The sequence below is a fragment of the Curtobacterium sp. HSID17257 genome (assembly GCF_003989515.1).
Taxonomy (GTDB): Bacteria; Actinomycetota; Actinomycetes; order Actinomycetales; family Microbacteriaceae; genus Curtobacterium.
This window is the reverse complement of sequence record NZ_RBLU01000062.1, coordinates 1-18,029: the sequence shown is the minus strand read 5'-3', so window position 1 is coordinate 18,029 and position 18,029 is coordinate 1. Positions and strand designations below refer to the sequence as shown.

General features: G+C 71.8%; 16 protein-coding genes and 1 pseudogene. 1 reads left to right on the top strand and 16 read right to left on the bottom strand.

What is annotated here, in order from left to right; all coding sequences use genetic code 11:
- Positions 1-504: 504 nt before the first annotated feature.
- The 15 genes from tyrS to infC all read right to left on the bottom strand — a co-directional run bounded on the left by tyrS (position 505) and on the right by infC (position 16,777).
- Positions 505-1,818: a tyrosine--tRNA ligase gene (gene tyrS / locus D8M35_RS10675; RefSeq protein WP_126891840.1), complete on the bottom strand. Its 1,314-nt coding sequence runs from the start codon at positions 1,816-1,818 to the stop codon at positions 505-507.
- A 52-nt stretch (positions 1,819-1,870) separates the two neighbouring features.
- Positions 1,871-2,566, bottom strand: coding sequence for a DNA-3-methyladenine glycosylase (locus D8M35_RS10670; RefSeq protein ID WP_126891839.1), 696 nt, complete (start codon positions 2,564-2,566; stop codon positions 1,871-1,873).
- A complete protein-coding gene (gene argH, locus D8M35_RS10665) occupies positions 2,563-4,011 on the bottom strand; it encodes an argininosuccinate lyase (protein ID WP_126891838.1) in 1,449 nt (482 codons plus the stop codon). The genes D8M35_RS10670 and argH overlap by 4 nt, the downstream gene beginning before the upstream one ends.
- Before the next feature lie 136 nt (positions 4,012-4,147).
- Positions 4,148-5,251, bottom strand: a complete 1,104-nt coding sequence (locus tag D8M35_RS10660) for an argininosuccinate synthase domain-containing protein (protein WP_126891837.1) — start codon at positions 5,249-5,251, stop codon at positions 4,148-4,150.
- Positions 5,252-5,271: 20 nt separating this feature from the next.
- A complete protein-coding gene (gene argF, locus D8M35_RS10655; RefSeq protein WP_126891836.1) occupies positions 5,272-6,234 on the bottom strand; it encodes an ornithine carbamoyltransferase in 963 nt (320 codons plus the stop codon).
- Complete coding sequence (locus D8M35_RS10650) at positions 6,231-7,454, bottom strand: acetylornithine transaminase (RefSeq protein ID WP_126891835.1); 1,224 nt, start codon at positions 7,452-7,454, stop codon at positions 6,231-6,233. The genes argF and D8M35_RS10650 overlap by 4 nt, the downstream gene beginning before the upstream one ends.
- The gene (gene argB / locus D8M35_RS10645) at positions 7,451-8,524 is read right to left on the bottom strand and encodes an acetylglutamate kinase (RefSeq protein ID WP_238638189.1); all 1,074 of its coding nucleotides are present in this window, start codon (positions 8,522-8,524) and stop codon (positions 7,451-7,453) included. The genes D8M35_RS10650 and argB overlap by 4 nt, the downstream gene beginning before the upstream one ends.
- Positions 8,524-9,723 carry a bifunctional glutamate N-acetyltransferase/amino-acid acetyltransferase ArgJ gene (argJ, locus tag D8M35_RS10640; protein WP_174234736.1) on the bottom strand — a complete coding sequence of 400 codons (1,200 nt, stop codon included), beginning with the start codon at positions 9,721-9,723 and terminating at the stop codon, positions 8,524-8,526. The genes argB and argJ overlap by 1 nt, the downstream gene beginning before the upstream one ends.
- Positions 9,720-10,817: an N-acetyl-gamma-glutamyl-phosphate reductase gene (locus tag D8M35_RS10635; RefSeq protein WP_126891834.1), complete on the bottom strand. Its 1,098-nt coding sequence runs from the start codon at positions 10,815-10,817 to the stop codon at positions 9,720-9,722. Before D8M35_RS10635 ends, argJ begins: the two co-directional genes overlap by 4 nt.
- A 74-nt stretch (positions 10,818-10,891) precedes the next feature.
- Entirely contained in the window at positions 10,892-13,384 is a 2,493-nt protein-coding gene (pheT, locus tag D8M35_RS10630; RefSeq protein WP_126891833.1) for a phenylalanine--tRNA ligase subunit beta, read from the bottom strand.
- The gene (pheS, locus tag D8M35_RS10625) at positions 13,384-14,424 is read right to left on the bottom strand and encodes a phenylalanine--tRNA ligase subunit alpha (RefSeq protein ID WP_126891832.1); all 1,041 of its coding nucleotides are present in this window, start codon (positions 14,422-14,424) and stop codon (positions 13,384-13,386) included. Before pheS ends, pheT begins: the two co-directional genes overlap by 1 nt.
- An 89-nt stretch (positions 14,425-14,513) precedes the next feature.
- On the bottom strand, positions 14,514-15,359 hold the full coding sequence (locus D8M35_RS10620; RefSeq protein ID WP_126891831.1) for an RNA methyltransferase: 846 nt from the start codon (positions 15,357-15,359) through the stop codon (positions 14,514-14,516).
- 71 nt (positions 15,360-15,430) lie between these two features.
- The gene (rplT, locus tag D8M35_RS10615; RefSeq protein ID WP_066656427.1) at positions 15,431-15,814 is read right to left on the bottom strand and encodes a 50S ribosomal protein L20; all 384 of its coding nucleotides are present in this window, start codon (positions 15,812-15,814) and stop codon (positions 15,431-15,433) included.
- Positions 15,815-15,842: 28 nt separating this feature from the next.
- Positions 15,843-16,037 carry a 50S ribosomal protein L35 gene (rpmI, locus tag D8M35_RS10610; protein WP_022903519.1) on the bottom strand — a complete coding sequence of 65 codons (195 nt, stop codon included), beginning with the start codon at positions 16,035-16,037 and terminating at the stop codon, positions 15,843-15,845.
- 80 nt (positions 16,038-16,117) lie between these two features.
- Positions 16,118-16,777, bottom strand: a complete 660-nt coding sequence (gene infC, locus D8M35_RS10605) for a translation initiation factor IF-3 (RefSeq protein ID WP_126891830.1) — start codon at positions 16,775-16,777, stop codon at positions 16,118-16,120.
- A 386-nt stretch (positions 16,778-17,163) separates the two neighbouring features.
- On the opposite strand from infC, the gene D8M35_RS10600 reads away from it, so the two are divergent.
- Positions 17,164-17,466, top strand: a complete 303-nt coding sequence (locus tag D8M35_RS10600; RefSeq protein ID WP_126891841.1) for a DUF1844 domain-containing protein — start codon at positions 17,164-17,166, stop codon at positions 17,464-17,466.
- A gap of 78 nt (positions 17,467-17,544) precedes the next feature.
- Here D8M35_RS10600 and D8M35_RS16610 read toward each other — a convergent pair.
- Positions 17,545-18,029, bottom strand: a pseudogene (locus D8M35_RS16610) (phosphotransferase); the annotation flags it as partial.

Below are 18,029 nucleotides of genomic sequence, written 5' to 3'. Positions count from 1 at the left end.
AATCTTCAATCCAAAAGGAATTGTCTCCGACGACCACAACCAAAGCTGCAATCGCACGGGGTCAATAAATTGGCATTGACAATGTGCACGCTGTTGAGTTCTCAAGGACCAGACGCACCCCCCACTCGACTCCCAGAAGGAGCTCCGCCAGAGGGGCATTGTGTTCTTGGTGTCACCGGCAACTCGTCGGACCGAGGTCCTGTGGCTCATCCCGTGGGAGAGGGCCGGTGGAGTAGTCATCCTAAGCGTCGAAGCGATCGAGCACAAGGCCTGATCTGAACTTCAGTGGAGGATGGTCCCGCTTGAGGCCGGCAGGCTCTGGGCTCTCGCTCCAGCCGCTCCGCCGCACCTTTGGGGTGACGAGTAAGAACTCTACGCAGCAGCGACGAGGAGCGCCAACCGGGCCGTCGTCCGGGCGTGTCGCACTCTGCAACTCCCCCGGGACGCAGCGGTGCCCGGCCTCCGTCGGGAGACCGGGCACCGGGTGCACCGAGGGTGGATGGATCAGCCGAGGGTGACGCCGGCCAGGGTCTTCTTGCCGCGGCGGAGCACGACGACTCCGCCGGGCAGTGCGAGGCTCGCGAGCTGCGCGGTCGGGTCGTCGGCGCGGACGTTGTTCACGTACACGCCGCCCTGGTCGACCGCCCTGCGCGCTTCGCCGAGCGACTTCACGAGTCCGGTGTCGACGAGGGCGCGAGCGACGTCGGCCTCGCCAGGCAGCGACACCGTGCCGGGGAGCTCGGCGACCGCGGCACGCAGGGTCGCCTCGTCGAGCGCGGCCAAGTCGCCGTTGCCGAACAGCGCCGCCGAGGCGTCGATCGCGGCCTGGGTCGCAGCCGCACCGTGCACCAGCGACGTGACCTCGAACGCCAGGGTGCGCTGGGCCTCGCGGCGGAAGGGTTCGTCGGCCACGGCCTGCTCGAGTCGCCCGATCTCCGCACGGTCCAGGAAGGTGAACTCGCGCAGTCGGGCGATCACGTCGGCGTCCGCCGTGTTGAGCCAGAACTGGTAGAAGGCGTACGGCGAGGTCATCTCGGCGTCGAGCCAGATCGCGTTGCCCTCGCTCTTGCCGAACTTCGTGCCGTCCGAGTTCGTGATGAGCGGGGTCCCGAGCGCGTGCACGGACACCCCTTCGGTGCGCCGGATCAGGTCGGTGCCGGAGGTCAGGTTGCCCCACTGGTCCGAACCACCGGTCTGCAGCGTGCAGCCGTACTGCCGGTACAGCTCGCGGTAGTCGAGTCCCTGCAGGATCTGGTAGCTGAACTCCGTGTAGCTGATCCCCGCGTCGGAGTTCAGACGCGCCGCGACGGCGTCCTTCTTCAGCATCGCGTTCACCCGGAAGTACTTGCCGATGTCACGCAGGAAGTCGATCGCGGACAGCGGCGCCGTCCAGTCGAGGTTGTTGACGAGCCGCACGCCGTTCTCGCCGTCCGGGCTGAGGAACCGGGACACCTGCGCCTGCAGCCGGCTCACCCATTCGGCGACGGTCTCGGGGGTGTTCAGGGTGCGCTCCGCGGTCGGTCGCGGGTCGCCGATGAGCCCGGTGGACCCGCCGACGAGCGCGAGCGGCTTGTGTCCGGCGAGCTGCAGCCGCCGCATCGTCAGCAGCTGCAGCAGGTTGCCGCAGTGCAGCGACGGCGCGGTCGGGTCGAACCCGCAGTAGTACGTGACCGTCCCGCCGTCGAGGGCCTCCTGGAGTGCCGTCTCGTCGGTGGAGACGTGCACCAGACCGCGCCAGCGCAGTTCGTCCCACACCGAGGCGAAGGTGGGGTCGTTCTGCTGGCGTGTCAGGACATCGGGATCGGTTGCGCTGGACACCGGACCATCGTAGCGACCGGCGGGAGCCGGACGGGAGGCACGGCTCGCCCGGTCAGTCGACCGCGCGCTGGTGCCGTCGGTACGGCGAGACCGTCGGGTCACCGGTCAGCCAGGAGCGCCAGGGGAACGTCGCCCCACCGGCGACACCGGCGACGCCGGTGCGCGGTCCGCGCGAGATCCGCCGGACCGGAGCCGTCCCCGCGGGGCCGGCCACCGTCTCGGCGAGCAGCTCCGCGACCACGTCGGCCAGGTCGGCGGTGGTGAGCCGCGCCTCCAGACCGGGTGCGAGCGTGAGCCGGAACGGTCCGGATCCGTCGAGGACCGAGGTGCCGTCGTCCTCGCCGAGCACGGCGCCGAGGGCCTGCCCGAGGTTGCCCGGACCGCGCGCCAGCGCGACGTCCGCGACCGACGGACCGCGGCGTGCACGAGCCGCCTCGACGCCGTCGACCACCTCGGCGCCGCGCAGGAGCGAGCCGGACGAGGTGCCCTCCGGCCCGCTCACCACGTTGACGCACGTGTGGATGCCGTACGAGCGGTAGGCGTAGAGCGTCCCCGGCGGCCCGAAGAGGTGCCGGTTCCGCGGTGTCGGGCCGCGGTGGCCGTGCGACCCGGGGTCGGTGGGACCCCAGTACGCTTCGACCTCAGTGATGCGCAGCGTCACGCCACGTCCCGTGATCGTCGCGCCGAGCAGCGCCGGTGCGCAGACCGGAGCGGGCTCGGCGAGGAGCGCGAGGAGCGCGTCGCTCATCGCGTGAAGGGGGCGCCCTCGGCGAGGTCGTGGACGCGACGGGTCAGGACGGCCAGCTGCTCGGCGACGCGGTCCGGCGCCGTGCCGCCGACGCCGGCGCGCGACGCGACGCTGCCCTCGATCGTCAGGACCCCGCGGACCTCGGGCGTGAGGTGCTCGGACACGGCGCGGTACTCGTCGTCGCCGGGTTCGTCGAGCTCGATGCCGCGCTCCTCGCAGTACCGGACCAGCGCGCCCGAGATCTCGTGCGCGTCACGGAAGGGGACGCCTTGCCGGACCAACCACTCGGCGACGTCGGTCGCGAGCGAGAAGCCCTGCGGCGCGAGCTCGGCCATCCGCTCGGTGCCGAAGGTGAGCGTGGCGACCATGCCCGTGAAGGCCGGCAGCAGCACCTCGAGCTGGGCGACCGAGTCGAAGACCGGCTCCTTGTCCTCCTGCAGGTCGCGGTTGTACGCCAGCGGCAGGCCCTTGAGCGTCGTGAGGAGGCCCGTGAGGTTGCCGACGAGGCGACCCGACTTGCCGCGCGCGAGCTCGGCGATGTCCGGGTTCTTCTTCTGCGGCATGATGCTCGACCCGGTCGAGAAGGCGTCGTGCAGCCGGACGAACCCGAACTCCTTCGTGTTCCAGAGGATGATCTCCTCGGCCAGGCGGGAGACGTCGATACCGATCTGCGCGAGGACGAACGCGAACTCCGCGACGACGTCCCGGGCGGCCGTGGCGTCGATCGAGTTGTCCGCGGGGCGCGCGAAGCCGAGCTCACGGGCGATGGCGGTCGGGTCGAGCCCGAGCGAGCTGCCCGCCAGGGCTCCGGCGCCGTACGGGCTGACGCTCGCGCGGTCGGCCCAGTCGCGGAGTCGTTCGAGGTCGCGGACGAGCGGCCACGCGTGCGCGAGGAGGTGGTGGGCGAGGAGCACCGGCTGCGCGTGCTGCAGGTGGGTGCGCCCGGGCATGATCGCCGTCGGGTGCTCGCTGGCCTGCTGGGAGATCGCGTCGACGAGGTCGATCACGAGCCGTCCGATCCGCCGGCCGTGGTCGAGCATGTGCATGCGACCCAGGGTGGCGATCTGGTCGTTGCGGCTCCGGCCAGCGCGGAGCTTGCCGCCGAGTTCCGGACCGAGGTCGGCGATGAGCAGGCGCTCGAGGGCACCGTGCACGTCCTCGTCACCGTCGTCCGGCTGCAGGGAGCCGTCGGCGTGCGCGGCCTCGAGGCGGTCGAGACCGGCGGTCATGCGCTCGAGCTCGTCCGCCGACAGGTAGCCCGCGGTGTGCAGGGCACGGGCGTGGGCGCGCGAGCCGGCGATGTCGTACGGGGCGAGCTGCCAGTCGAACTGCGTCGACCGGGACAGCGCGGCGAGTTCGGCGCTGGGGCCGTCCGCGAAGCGGCCACCCCAGAGGGCGCCCGTGTTCGTGGCGTCGGTCTTGCTGGGCTGGGTCGCGTCGGTCATGTCGTCCTGCCTGGGTGGTGGTCGGTCGTGCGGGGTTCGTGGTGCGGGTCGGTGCCGGTGTTCCTGCGGCTCGGGACCGGCGTTCGTGCGGGTCGGTGCCGGTGTTCCTGCGGCTCGGGACCGGTGTGGGCGGTGTTCAGTTCGCGCGGTCGCGCCGTGTGGCCGTCCGTGTCGGTCGGGCCCGGGCGTCCGCGAGCGGAACGCTCTCGGTGGTCGTGGCCCCTGCGAGCTCGAAGTCGACGAGGCTCTGCTCCGAGCGGCGTCCGACGACGCTCGCGACCCCGCCGTGCAGCGAGAGCCGGACGTCGCCGGAGACGTGCCGCTGCGTCTCCTCGATGAAGGCGTCGAGCGCGCGCCGGAGCCCGCTCGACCACCGGCCGCCGTCGACCAGGTCCGCCCACGCGCGGTCTGCGTCGTCCTTCGCGCGCAGCACGTCGCGCTCGAGGGTCAGGCGTTCGAGGTCTCGGTGCGCGGCCACGAGCGCCGTCGCTCCCGGGGTCTCCGCCAGGCGACGGGCCTTGCGGCCGTCGAGCAGGTCGACGACCAGGTCGTGCCGACCGACGCCGTGGCGACCGGCGAGGGCATCGAGTTCGCGCAGCAGGCGCAGGACCGGGAAGCGTTGCCCGTCGAGGGCGACCGGGACACCGTGCTCGAAGGTCACGGTGACCTCGTCGGGCTCGCTGGCAGGCTGCGTGGCCGCGTCCGCCGTCCGCGCCCACGCCGAGGAGTCGACGGGGGCCCACGGGTCCTCGACGTCCCGCGTGGTCAGGACCCGTCCCCACACGTCGTGCTCGGTGCCACCGACCGGGACGACGCCGGCCGGGACCGGGAGGACCCGGAGGTCGGGGTCGTGCCCGGCGACCGTCGTCGTGAGGGCGACCTCGTCCGGGGCGGCGGTGAGGTGCGCCACCGCGTCGGCGCCGAGCTGCCGGGCCGTCCGGACCAGGTGGTCGGCGACGATCGGCAGACGGAGTGCCGGGACGAGCGGACGCCCAGGACCCCCGGCGTTCGCCCGCACCGCCGCGGCGACGTACCGGTCGGCGTACTCGGTCTTCGCGTCGACCACGACGGCGTCCACGGCACCGGCCGCACGCACGCGCTCGCGCACCGCGTCGACCTCGCGGGAGCGACCGCCGAGGTCGACCACGAGGGCCAGGACCTCGTGGTCGACGGCGAAGTGCTCGACCGCCGCCGCCGGGTCCACCCCGGCGGAGCAGGCGACGACGATGCGGTCGGTCACGGGACTCCAGTCGAGCAGGGTCAGGCGGTCGGGCTGGTCGCCGCGGCCGGGCTGCCGGTCGCGTTCGCGGCGAGGAGCCAGGCGAGCAGGGCCTTCTGCGCGTGCAGACGGTTCTCCGCCTCGTCCCAGATGATGCTGCGCGGCCCGTCGATGACCTCGGCCGTCACCTCGAACCCGCGGTCCGCCGGCAGGCAGTGCAGGAACACGGCGTCGTCGGCAGCGTGCCCCATCAGCTCGTCGTCCACGCGGTACCCCGCGAAGGTGTCGAGTCGCGCCTGCTTCTCGTCCTCCTTGCCCATCGACACCCACGTGTCGGTGACCACGACGTCGGCATCCGCGACCGCTGCCACTGGGTCGGTGACCACGAGGACGGAGCCGCCGGTCTCGGCCGCACGGCGCTCGGCGTCGGCGACGACCCCGGCGTCGGGGCTGAACGCTGCCGGAGCGGCGACACGGACGTGCATGCCGGCGGTCGCACCTGCGAGCAGGTACGACTGCGCCATGTTGCTCGCGCCGTCGCCGATGAACGCGACGGTCTGTCCGGCGAGGGTGCCGCGGTGCTCACGGATCGTGAGCAGGTCGGCGAGGAGCTGGCACGGGTGGAAGTCGTCCGACAGCGCGTTGACGACCGGCACGCGGGTGCCCGCCGCCATCTCCTCGAGCCCGGACTGGGCGTAGGTGCGCCAGACGATGGCCGACACCATGCGCTCGAGCACCCGGGCGGTGTCGGACGGGGTCTCCTTGCCGCCGAGCTGGCTGTTCGCCGTCGTGATCACGAGGGGGCTGCCGCCGAGGTCGGATATCCCGACGTGGAAGGACACCCGGGTGCGGGTCGACGACTTGTCGAAGATCACCGCGACGGACTGCGGCCCGGCCAGGGGCTTCTGCCCCCAGCGGTCGTCCTTCATCCGGGCGGCGAGGTCGAGGATCGCGGACTGCTCGGCCTGGGTCAGGTCGTCGTCGCGGAGGAAGTGGCGGGTCATGCGGAGGTCTCCTGCTCGGCGGCGACGGCCGCGAGGCTCTGGCCGAGGATCGACACGAACTCGTCGATCTCGGCGTCGGTCACGATGAGCGGCGGTGCGATGCGCAGGCTCGACTCGTTCGGAGCGTTGATGATGAGGCCGCGCCCGAGGGCGGCGGCGTTGACGGCCGGGCCGACGGGCGCGGTCAGGCCGACGCCGACGAGCAGGCCCGTCCCGCGGACCTCCTGCACCAGCGGCGAACCGAGGGCGGCGATGCCGGCACGTATGCGCTCGCCCTTCGTGACCGCGCCGGCCACCAGGTCTGCGCGCTCGATCTCCTCGAGCACCGCGTTCGCGACGCGGGTGCCGAGCGGGTTGCCGCCGAACGTCGAGCCGTGCTGGCCGGCCGAGAACAGCTCGGACGCCCAGCCGAAGGTCACGAGGGCGCCGATCGGGAACCCGCCGGCGATGCCCTTCGCGATCGTGACGGCGTCCGGGGTGAAGCCGTGGCCCTGGAAGGTGAACCAGTTGCCGGTCCGACCGACACCGGTCTGGATCTCGTCGAGGATGAACAGCGCGCCGTGCTCCTCGGTCAGGCGCCGCGCCGCCAGCAGGAAGCCCTCGGGCAGGTCGACCACACCGGCCTCGCCCTTGATCGGCTCGAGGATCAGTGCAGCGACGGTGTCGTCGATCGCGGCCTCGAGCGCCTCGACCGTCGAGTCGATGTGCTCGACGCCGGCGATCATGGGCAGGAAGTCCTCCTGCAGGGCCGGCTTGCCGGTGAGCGCGAGCGCGCCCATGGTCCGGCCGTGGAAGCCCTGCTTCAGCGCGAGGATCCGGGTCTTGCGACCGTCCGCGCCCTTGTTCAGCCGCGCGAGCTTGAACGCGGCCTCGTTCGCCTCGGCGCCGGAGTTGCCGAAGTACACGCGACCCGCGTCCCCCGCTCCGGTGATGCGCTTCAGGCGCTCGGCGAGCTCGAGCTGCGGTGGCGTCGCGAAGTAGTTCGACACGTGCACGAGCTTCGCGGCCTGGTCGGCGACGGCCTCGACCAGCGCAGGGTGGGCGTGTCCGAGGGAGTTCACGGCGATGCCCGCCAGGAAGTCGAGGTACTCGTTGCCGTCGACGTCCCACACGCGGCAGCCCTGGCCGTGGTCGAGCATGATCTTCGGCGGGGTCAGGGATCGCATGAGCGACGCCCCGAACCGGTCGTTCCAGGTCTGGGTCTGCGTCTCGGTGCTCACTGCTCGGTCCCCTTCTGCGTCGTGCTCGCCTGCTGGCTCGTGCTCGTTTGCTGTGTCGTGCTCGCGTGGTCGTCCGCCGCGTGGCGACCCGGGTCCGCTGCGGACTCGGGCACTCGTCGGCCTACCTCGGCGTGGGTGTTCTGGTTCTCGGTGCGACGACTCGGGTCCGGGATCACCTCGGTGCCGGCACCCCGCAGGGTGAAGACCTCGAGCAGGATCGAGTGCGGGATCCGTCCGTCGATGATCGTCGCGCCGCCGACCCCGCCGACCACGGCGTCGAGGCACGCGGTCATCTTCGGGATCATCCCCGACTCGAGGCTCGGCAGCAGCGCCCGGAGCTCGTCGACCGCGATCAGGTCGATGATCGAGTCGCGGTCCGGCCAGTTGCGGTAGAGCCCGGGCACGTCCGTCAGCATCATGAGCTTGGCGGCGCCGAGCGCGATGGCCAGCGCACCGGCCGCGGCGTCGGCGTTGACGTTCAACGCCTGGTCCGGGTGGGCGTCGTCGATGGCGATGCTCGACACGATCGGGATGCGTCCGGCCTCGATCGCGGCGAGGACGTCGGTCGGGTCGACGTGGGTGATGTCACCGACGTGGCCGAGGTCGAAGTGCTCGCCGTCGACGACGACGCCCTTCTTCTCGCCGGTGAACAGCGAGCCGCCGTCACCGGAGACGCCGACGGCCAGACCGTCGCCGTGCTCGTTGACGAGGTCGACGATCTCGCGGTTCACCTCGCCGGCGAGCACGTCGCGCACGACCGTGATCGCCTCGGTCGTCGTCACGCGGTACCCGCCGCGGAACTCGGACGCGATGCCCTGTTCCTTCAGTGCTGCGGAGATCTGCGGACCGCCGCCGTGCACCACGACCGGGTGGAGTCCTGCGTAGCGGAGGTAGACCATGTCCTCGGCGAACGCCCGCTTGAGGTCGTCGTTCACCATCGCGTTGCCGCCGAACTTCACGACGACGGTCTTCCCCGAGAACCGCTTCAGCCACGGCAGGGACTCGATGAGCGTCGCGGCCTTGACGGCGGCGAGCTCGTGCTCTTCTTCCTTGGTCAGGTCGTCGCTCATCAGCTGGAGTACGCGCTGTTCTCGTGGACGTAGTCGTGCGTCAGGTCGTTCGTCAGGATCGTCGCCGCGTGCGCGCCGACCCCGAGCTCGATCAGGACGTGGGTGTCGCGCGGGGTCAGGTCGACCTCGTCGCTCGGCCGGTCCGGGGCTCCGGCGTGACAGACACGGACGCCGTTCATGCTGACGTCGACCGCGTACGGGTCGAACTCGGCATCGGTGGTGCCGATCGCCGCGAGCACCCGGCCCCAGTTCGGGTCGTTGCCGAAGACCGCCGCCTTGAAGAGGTTGTTCCGGGCGACGCTGCGCCCGACCGTGACGGCTTCGTCCTCGGACACCGCACCGGTGACCTCGATCGTGATGTCGTGGCTCGCACCCTCGGCGTCCTGCTGGAGCTGACGCGCGAGGTCTGCGCAGACCGCGGTCAGGGCCTCCTGGAAGTCGCCGACCTCGGGGGTGACCCCGCTCGCACCGGACGACAGCAGCACGACGGTGTCGTTCGTCGACATGCAGCCGTCCGAGTCGACACGGTCGAACGTCACACGGGTGGCCGCGCGCAGCGCCTGGTCCAGCTGCTCCGGCGTCTGCACGGCATCGGTGGTGAGGACGACGAGCATCGTCGCGAGCCCGGGAGCCAGCATGCCGGCGCCCTTCGCCATGCCCCCGAGCGTCCAGCCGTCCTCGGTCACGACGGACTGCTTCGACGTGGTGTCCGTCGTCATGATGGCCGTCGCGGCGTCGGGACCACCGTCGGAGGACAGCGCGGCACTCGCCAGGTCGACCCCGCGGAGCACGCCGTCGCGGAACGTCTGGTCGCCGACGCCGATCAGGCCCGTCGAGCAGACGACGACGTCACCGGCACCGATGCCGAGGGCGGCCCCCGCCGCCTCCGCCGTCATGTGCGTGGTCTGGAAACCGAACGGGCCGGTGAAGCAGTTCGCGCCGCCCGAGTTGAGCACCACGGCCCGGGCGACGCCGTCGCCGACGGCCTGGCGCGACCACGTCACCGGGTGCGCCTGGGCCCGGTTGCTCGTGAAGACCGCCGCCACCGCGGCGTCGGGGCCGTCGTTCACGACGAGGGCGACGTCGGGCTTCCCGCTCGCCTTGAGTCCGGCGGTCACGCCGGCCGCGCGGAACCCCGCGGCAGCGGTCACGCCCTGGAGGCCCGTCCCGGCCTGGTCCGTCGAGGTCACGTCGGTCACGGTGCGACTCCGTCCACGCTGAGGCCGAGGGTCTCGGGGAAGCCCAGGGCGATGTTGGCCGACTGCACGGCCGCGCCGGCGGTGCCCTTGGCCAGGTTGTCGAGGGCGCTCACGGCGACCACGCGACCCGCGGCCTCGTCGACGGCGATGCCGACGAGCGCGGTGTTCGCGCCGACGGTGTCCGCGGTGCGGGGGAACGCACCCTCCGGGAGCAGGTGCACGAAGGGCTCGTCGGCGTAGACCTGTTCCCACGCGAGCCGGACGTCGCGGGCGCTGACCCCGGGCGAGAGCCTGGCGGTCGTGGTCGCGAGGATGCCGCGCGCCATCGGGACCAGCACGGGCGTGAACGAGATCCGGACGTCGCCGGCCCCGGCGGCCACCAGGTTCTGCTGGATCTCCGGGATGTGCCGGTGGGTGCCACCGACCGCGTAGGCACTCGCGGAGCCCATGATCTCCGACGCCAGGTAGGTGGTCGCGAGCTTCTTGCCGGCACCGCTCGGCCCGACGCTCAGCACCGCGACGAGGTCGTCCGTCTCGACGAGTCCGGCCTGGACGCCGGGCTGGATGCCGAGCGTCACCGCCGTGACGTTGCAGCCCGGCACCGCGATCCGCTTCGTCGCGGCGAGCTCCGTCCGCTGCCGACCGAGTCCGGTGATGTCGTCGACGTCGCGCCACTCCTCGGCCGTGCCCGGTGCGGGTGCCGCGTGCAGCAGCTCCGGCAGCCCGTAGGTCCAGGCGCCGTGGTACTCACCGCCGTAGAACGCGTCCCACGCCGCCGGGTCGGTCAGCCGGTGGTCTGCGCCGCAGTCGACGACGAGGGTGTCGTCGTCGAGCTCGGCCGTGATCGCCCCGGAGTGTCCGTGCGGCAGCGCGAGGAACACCACGTCGTGCCCGCGCAGGTTCGCAGCCGTCGTCTCCACCAGCGTCAGGTGCGCCAGCGATCGCAGGTGCGGCTGCGTCGCGATGAGCGGCTGCCCCGCGTTCGAGAAGGCCGTCACCGTCCTGACGTCGAACTCTGGGTGGGCGGCGAGCACGCGCAGGAGCTCTCCGCCCGCGTAGCCGGAGGCTCCCGCCACGGCGACGGATACGGGCATGGGTTCCACCTTTGGTCGGACTGGTCGTCGAGAGAATCGGAGGCGGCGGCCCCGGGCGGTGCTGATCCGGTGGATCAGTCGCGCAGGGTCGCCCCGAATCGCTCGCCGGCACGCCGGACAGCGCCGTCACGGGCCTCGGAGGCCTCGGCAGCGGTCAGCGTGCGGTCCGTGGCACGGAAGCGCAGGGCGAACGTCAGGGACTTCTGTCCCTCGTCCACGCCCGCGCCCCGGTAGTCGTCCACGAGCCGAGCATACTCCAGCAGCGCTCCGGCGCCGGAGCGGACGGCGTCGAGCACGTCACCCGCCGGGACGTCGATCGCGACCACGAGGGAGAGGTCCTGCGTCGCCGCCGGGTAGGACACGATCGGCGAGACCGCGACGAGCTCCGGAGCCGCGGCCACCAGGGCGTCGAGGTCGAGCTCGAGGACGGCGACCACGCGCGGCAGCACCGCGGCCTCGGTGAGGACGGGCAGCAGCTCACCGGCGACGCCGACGACGGTGTCCCCGACGAGCAGCGAGGCCGCACGCCCCGGGTGCAGGGACGGGTGGCTCGTCTGCGCGACCCGGAGCTCCACACCGACCGCCCAGGCGACCTCGCGGGCGACGTCGAGCGCGTCCGCGATGCCGTACTGCTCCGGCTGCACGCCGGGCTGCTTCACGACGCGGTTGCCGGTCAGCAGCGAGGACACGTGGAAGGGCTGCGGCGGGAGCGACGCGTCGAGCGCGGCGAGGGTGTCCTGGTCGGGTCGGGCCGCGCCGGCCGGCACCGAGTCGGTACCGAGCTCCGCGTCCGTCGACGGCAGGAAGACCCGCGACGTCTCGTACAGGGCGACGTCGACGAGCCCGCGGGACACGTTGCGGCGCGCGGCGTCGACGAGGGCGGGGAGACCGCTGCGCCGGAGCAGCGACTGCTCGCTGTCCAGTGCGTTCGCGAGCACCACGCTGGGACCGCCGTCACCGTCGATGCCCGGGTAGGCATCCTGGGTGGACCGTGAGACGAACGGCGCGGTGACGACCTCAACGAGGCCCTGCGCGGCGAGGGCGGCGGACACGCGTCGACGGGCCTGCTGGTGCCGGGTCAGACCGCGACCGGGCGGGGCGACCGGCAGCACGCTGGGGATGCGGTCGTACCCGACGATGCGGGCCACCTCCTCGACCAGGGTCGTGTCGTCGGTGAGGTCCGGTCGCCAGGACGGCGGCGTGACGACGAGCAGCTCGCCGTCGACGTCGACCGTCGCCCCGATCGCACGGAGCGTGTCGACGACCTCGGCGTCGGTGTACTCGACACCGACGAGGTCGGCCGGGCGGGACGCACGCATCGTGATGGTGGGGCGGGGCTCGGCGTCGACGAGGGTCGAGCCGAGGGCGTCCGCCGTCCCGCCCGCGAGCTCGACGAGCAGCTCGACGGCGCGGTTCGCGGCGGCCTCGGCCACGAGCGGGTCGACCCCGCGCTCGAAGCGCTTCGAGGCCTCGCTCGGGAGCTTGTGCCGTCGGGCCGTCCGGGCGATCGAGACCTGGTCGAAGCCGGCGGCCTCGATCAGGACGTCCGTCGTCGTGTCCGAGATCTCCGTTCGCGCCCCGCCCATCACGCCGGCCAGGCCGACCGGGCCGTCGTCGTCGGTGATGACGAGGTCCTCGGGGTCGAGCGTGCGGGTCGTGTCGTCGAGGGTGACGAGGGTCTCCCCCGCCGCCGCACGACGCACGCCGAGCCCGCCGCTGACCTTGGTCAGGTCGTAGCCGTGCAGGGGCTGGCCGAGCTCGAACATGACGTAGTTCGTGATGTCGACCGGCAGCGAGATCGAGCGGACACCGGCCAGTGCCAGGCGCGACACCATCCACGCCGGTGTCTTCCGGGTCGGGTCGATCCCCCGGACGACCCGGGTGACGAAGGTGTGCGCGCCGACGCGACCGCGGACGGGTGCCCGGTCGTCGATCGTGACGCGGAACCCCTCGCCCGAGCGGGGCGTCACGCGCTCGACCGGGTCGTGGAAGCTCGCGCCGGTGGCGTGCGCGTACTCGCGGGCGACGCCGCGCATGCTCATCACGTAGCCGCGGTCCGGTGTGACGTTGATCTCGACCGCGGCATCGTCGAGGCCGAGCAGCGCGATCGCGTCCGCTCCGACCTCCGGGTCCATGCCGAGGTCGGCGAAGCGGAGGATGCCGTCGTGCTCGTCGCCCAGGCCCAGTTCACGGGCCGAGGCGATCATGCCGTCGGACACGTGGCCGTAGGTCTTGCGTGCGGCGATCGGGAACGGGCCGGGGAGCACGGCGCCCGGCAGCGTCACGACGACGAGGTCGCCCACGTCGAAGTTGTGCGCGCCGCAGACGATGCCACGGGGCTCGGACTCCCCCACGTCGACCTGGCACCAGTTGATCGTCTTGCCGTTCTTCTGCGGCTCGGGCTCGCGCTCGAGCACGCGGCCGACGACGATCGGTCCGGTGAGGTCGTAGGTGTGGACGTCCTCTTCCTCGAAGCCCACCGACACGAGGGCCGCGTGGACGTGCTCGAGGGAGACGTCGTCGGGCAGGTCGACGGACTCGCCGAGCCAACGGAGTGGGACGCGCATCAGACCACCGTTCCGAACTGCTGCGAGAAGCGGATGTCGCCCTCGAGGAAGTCACGCATGTCGTTCAGGCCGTTGCGGAACTGGAGGGTCCGCTCGATGCCCATCCCGAACGCGAAGCCCTGGTACTCGTCCGGATCGATGCCGGCCGCACGCAGGACGTTGGGGTTCACCATGCCGCAGCCGCCCCACTCGACCCACCGCGCGCCGCCCTTGGCGTTCGGCTGCCAGACGTCCATCTCGGCACTCGGCTCGGTGAACGGGAAGTAGTTCGGGCGCAGGCGGATCTGTGCCTCGGCGCCGAACACCTGGCGCGCGAAGTGCTCGAGCGTGCCGCGCAGGTGCGCCATCGTCAGGCCCTTGTCGATCGCGATGCCCTCGACCTGGGTGAAGACCGGCAGGTGCGTGGCGTCGAGCTCGTCGGCCCGGTACACGCGCCCCGGAGCGATCACGTAGAGCGGCAGGTCGCGGGACAGCAGCGAGCGGACCTGCACCGGGGAGGTGTGCGTGCGCATGACCAGGTGCCGGTCGACCGGCTCGACGAAGATCGTGTCGGCCATCGCCCGCGCGGGGTGGTCCGGGTCGAAGTTCAGCGCGTCGAAGTTGAACCACTCGTGCTCGAGCTCGGGGCCCTCCGCCACTTCCCACCCCATGCCGACGAAGATGTCGGCGACGGTCTCGTTGAGGACCGAGAGCGGGTGGCGGGAGCCCGGCGCGCGACGGACCGGCAGCGCGGTGACGTCGACCCACTCGGCCTCGAGGCGGGCGCGCTCCTCGGCCTCGGCGAGGACCGACTCCTGCTCGGCGACGGCGGCGTTGACCCGACCGCGCGCCTGGCCGACGAGCTTGCCGGCCTCGGCCTTCTGCTCCTTCGGCACGCTGCGCATCGACGCGTTCATCCGCGCGAGCGTCGACTGCTCGCCCGTGTGCTCCGCCCGGGCCTGCTTCAGCTCGGCCACGGTCGTCGTCGCGCGGACCGCGGCGAGGGCCCGGTCGACCGCGTCGGCGACGGCCGCTTCGCTGATCTCGAGGTGTTCTGACACGAGGCCCAAGCCTACCGGCCCCCGGGATACCGCCGTCCTGCACCGATCGGACTGTGAGTGGGCGCGGACGTGGAGCACCCCGTGCAGGACTACTTCGTCCGGTGCGCGAACGCCGACTCGTACAGGCAGACCGACGCGGCCGTCGCCAGGTTCATCGACTCCGCTCGGCCGTAGATCGGCACCTTCACGGCTCGGTCGACGAGCGCGAGGTCCTCGGTCGTGAGCCCGCGGGCCTCGTTGCCGAAGACCCACGCGGTCGGCCCGTCGAGCATGCCGTCGGCGCGGACGTCCGGCAGGTCGTCACCGGACACGTCGGCGGCGAGGACCGTGTAGCCGAGGGCCTTCGCACGGGCGACCGCATCGGCGAGCGTCACCCCGACCGAGACCGGCACGTGGAAGAGCGACCCGGTGGTCGAGCGCACCACCTTCGGGTTGTACGGGTCGACCGAACGGCCGGTCAGCACGACCGCGTCGGCGCCCGCCGCGTCGGCGGCGCGGATGATCGTGCCGGCGTTCCCCGGGTCCCGGACCTGCTCGAGGATCGCGACCAGTCCGGGCAGCGCGCCGTCCGTGGCGGACGCGCCACGCGCCTCCAGGCCGGGTCCGGCGTCCGGGAAGACGTCCTTCACCGACGTCGGGAACTGCTGGCACACCGCGACGACACCCTGCGGGGTGACGGTGTCGGCCATCGTGTCGAGGACCTGCTCGCTGACGAACCACGTGTCGACCGGCGCGTCGTCGAGTCCGTAGCGGGCGGCGGCCGTCGGTGTCACGTAGAGCTCGCGGAGGAGCTCAGGCCGGTACTCGATCGCCTCGCGGACGGCCTGCGGCCCCTCGAGCAGGAAGAGTCCGGTGTCGGCGCGGACGTCCTTCTTCCCCAGGGCCGCGACGGCCCTGACACGTCCGGACTTCGGGTTCTCGAGGAGATCGCTCACGGGTCAAGTGTCGCAGCATGCACGAAGCCCCCGCTCCGTGGACGGAGCAGGGGCTTCGGGAGCTGGCGTGACTACGCGGCCTTCGGGGCCGAGGTGTCGGCCGGCAGGGCCTTCTTGGCGGTCTCGACGAGCGCCGCGAACGTCTCGGGGTTGTTCACCGCGAGGTCCGCGAGGATGCGACGGTCGACCTCGACGCCGGCCAGGCTCAGACCCTGGATCAGGCGGTTGTAGGTCAGGCCGTTCGCACGCGACGCAGCGTTGATGCGCTGGATCCAGAGGCGACGGAACTCGCCCTTCTTGGCGTGACGGTCCCGGTACGCGTAGACGAGGGAGTGGGTGACCTGCTCCTTGGCCTTGCGGTACAGGCGCGAACGCTGGCCGCGGTAGCCCTCGGCGCGCTCGAGGATGACGCGGCGCTTCTTGGCGGCGTTGACCGCTCTCTTTACACGTGCCATGTTTTCGTTCCTTTACGATTCCGCCGGCTCAGTGGCCGAGAAGCTTCTTGACGTTCTTCGCGTCGGCCTTGGCGAGGACCTGGTCCTCGTTGAGGCGGGCCTTGCGCTTGGCGCTCTTGACCTCGAGGTTGTGACGCATACCGGCCTGCTGCTTCATGATCTTGCCGCTGCCGGTGACCTTGAAGCGCTTCTTCGACCCGGAGTGGGTCTTCTGCTTGGGCATCGTGGTGCCTTTCCGTGGGGTGGATGGGTGGGCCGCGTCATCGCGGTTCGCAGAGCGCCGCGCGGGCGATCTCCGGGGACCTACTCGGCGGGAGCCTCGGCCGGCGCGGACTCGGTGGCCTCGTCGGCCTCCTTGCCCTTCGCTGCGTGCTCCGTCGCGCGACGTTCGGCCTTCTGCGCAGCACGCTTGGCGTTCTGCTCGCCCTTGACGTCGGACTTGTTCTTGAGGGGGGCGATGATCATCGTCATGTTGCGACCGTCCTGGGTCGGACGCGACTCGACGACACCGAACTCGGCGATCTCCTCGGCGAACTTCTGGAGGAGACGGACGCCCTGCTCCGGACGCGACTGCTCGCGACCACGGAAGAGGATCATGGCCTTCACCTTGTCGCCACCGAGGAGGAAGCCCTCGGCACGCTTGCGCTTCGTCTCGTAGTCGTGCACGTCGATCTTCAGGCGGAACCGGACCTCCTTGAGGTCGGTGTTCACCTGGTTGCGACGGGCTTCCTTGGCCTTCTGCGCAGCCTCGTACTTGAACTTGCCGTAGTCCATGATCTTGGCCACGGGCGGCTTCGAGTTCGGGGCGACCTCGACCAGATCCAGTTCGGCTTCCTGCGCGAGACGCAGGGCCATGGCGATCGGGACAACGCCGACCTGCTCACCCTGGGGGCCGACGAGTCGGACCTCGGGAACGCGGATTCGGTCGTTGGTGCGGGGATCGGTGATGCGGAGCTCCTTCAATCAGGTGGTGGCCGTCCGGCGCTGCTGCGCTGGACGACGGCACGAGAGAGGAGATCTGACGCACGGATCGGAACCCGTTCGGCAGCCGCCCGACGCCGACCCCGGAGGGGCAGCCGACCGGCGCTGACGCCGGCGGAGCGGTTGGGACCCGGTAGCCTGTGGTGCACGGCCGCGGGTGGGAGAGACTCCTCTTCTACGACGCCGTCCGGAACTCGGTCCGCCCCCTGTGGAGGCGATCTGGGCACACGGACAGCATCTGCCGCCGATGAGTCTAGCAGAGGAGCACCGTGCCCGACACCCCCGAGAACGAGACCGCCGCGAACCAGCACCCCGAGGACGCCGTCGGGACGGACGAGCGGTTCGACGCCGGCGACGAGGCCCGCGACATCGCCGAGGTCCCCGCGGTGGAGCTCATCAACACCGTCGCGGTGCACCTGCTCAGCGCGGCCGCCGTGAAGGTCGGGCTGGCGGACGACCCGCAGCAGCAGACAGACCTGGACGAGGCACGGAAGCTCATCACAGCCCTCGCCGGGCTCGTCACCGCGGCGGCCACCGAGATCGGCGACCACCACGCCCGTCCGCTCCGCGACGGCCTGCGGTCGGTGCAGCTCGCGTTCCGCGAGGCCTCGAGCATCCCGGACGCGCCGGGCAAGGGACCGGGCGAGAAGTACACGGGCCCCGTGAACTGACGACGTCGGTCGACGTCACCACGTGACGGACGGGAGGCGCGGTGCCGGCTGGCACCGCGCCTCCCGTCCGTCAGCGGGTCAGGCTGCGCCGTCAGCGGCCAGCCGCGCGACCGCGGCCAGCGGGATGCCGGCCCAGTCGGGGCGGTTCCGGGTCTCGTAGACCACCTCGTAGACGGCCTTGTCGAGCTCGAAGGCGTCGAGCAGTGCGCGGTGCTCGGTCAGGTCGCCGCCGGTGCCCCGGCGGTAGCCGTCGAGGAACGCCCGTCGTGCCGCCTGCGCCCAGGCGCCCGCGTCGACGAACTCGACGTCGTGCGCGAGCGCGCCGGCGACGTAGTCGAAGGACCGGAGCATCCCGGCGACGTCACGGAGCGTCGAGTCGGGCATCGACCGCTCGGCGAGGGGGCGGAGCGGCTCCCCCTCGAAGTCGAGGAACACCCATCCACGGGGTTCCGGTGCAGCGAGCACCTGGCCGAGGTGCAGGTCGCCGTGGATGCGCTGCAGGTCGGGCCAGTGCGCGGCGGCGGCCCGGTCGTACACCGCACGGATGGCATCGACGTGCGGCA